Raw genomic sequence first — 1313 nt, forward strand, 5'->3', positions numbered from 1 at the left:
CATTAGTCAACTCGTAAGTTACCTTATCGCCATCTTCATCAAGAACATTGGCTGTCAAATGAACGATGTCATTTACTGCTGCATTTTCTGAAATGGTATTTGAATCCGTATCGATATCTACAATATCTTTTCCAGTGATCAAGTGATCCGTATCTCCTCCACCTGGTGTTGTACCATCGGCTTCAGTGATTGCAATCTCAAAATCTTTGCTAGTATGAGATAAATCTGTACTGGTAGCTTTTACATTTACAGTTGCTTTGTGATCTGATAAATCTGCTGAATCGTAATCGATGTTTCCTTTTACAGTAACAATTCCTGAGTTAGCATCAATCTGGAACCAGCCATGGAAATCATCCGTTAACTCATAAGTTATTTTGTCGCCATCTTCGTCAACTACATTTGCCGTCAAATGAACGATGTCGTTTACCGCTGCATTTTCTGAAATGGTATTTGAATCCGTATCGATATCAGCAATATCTTTTCCAGTGATAAAGTGATCCGTATCTCCTTCACCTGATGTGGTTCCGTCGGCATCTACAATGGTAATGGTGAAAGTCTCGCTTGAAGTACTTCCATCAGTACTCGTAGCAATTACCTTAACGGAATAACTTGGTGTAGTATCAAAATCCAAATTACCATTAACTGTTACAACTCCTGAAGTTGGATCAATTGTAAATGGTACGCTTCCATCAATTGCATAAGTCACAAGATCGCCATCAGGATCAATTGCTTCTGCCGTTAATCCTGTTGATGCGCCAGTTGTAGCATTTTCATTGACTTTATTGTCAGCTGAATTGCTATCGGTAACTGGTCCAACTGGATTATCTGTATCTCCTTCACCTGTTGTAGTTCCGTCGGCATCTACAATGGTAATGGTGAAAGTCTCGTTTGAAGTACTTCCATCAGTACTGGTAGCAATTACCTTAACTAAGTAGCTTGGTGTGGTATCAAAATCCAAATTGCCATTAACTTTAACAACTCCTGAAGTTGGATCAATTGAAAATGGTACGCTTCCATCAATTGCATAAGTCACAAGATCGCCATCAGGATCGGTTGCTTCTGCTGTTAAGCCTACCAAATCTCCAGTTGTAGCATTTTCATTTACCTTATTATCATCTGAGTTGCTATCTGTTACTGGACCAACTGGGTTATCTGTATCACCTTCACCTGACGTTGTTCCGTCGGCATTTACAATCGTGATTGTGAACGTTTCTTCCGAGGTACTTCCATCAGTACTGGCAGCGATTACCTTAACTAAATAGCTTGGCGTTGTATCAAAATCCAAGTTGCCATTTACGGTTACAACTCCTGAA

At 39.8% G+C, this 1313-nt stretch carries 1 protein-coding gene; it reads right to left on the bottom strand.

Annotated elements, in window-relative coordinates; all coding sequences use genetic code 11:
• Positions 1 to 1313: cadherin repeat domain-containing protein (locus L3049_RS21515; RefSeq protein WP_275111900.1), on the bottom strand; the 1313-nt coding region annotated here is incomplete at both ends.

This window comes from Labilibaculum sp. DW002 (genome assembly GCF_029029525.1).
Classification (GTDB): Bacteria; Bacteroidota; Bacteroidia; order Bacteroidales; family Marinifilaceae; genus Paralabilibaculum; species Paralabilibaculum antarcticum.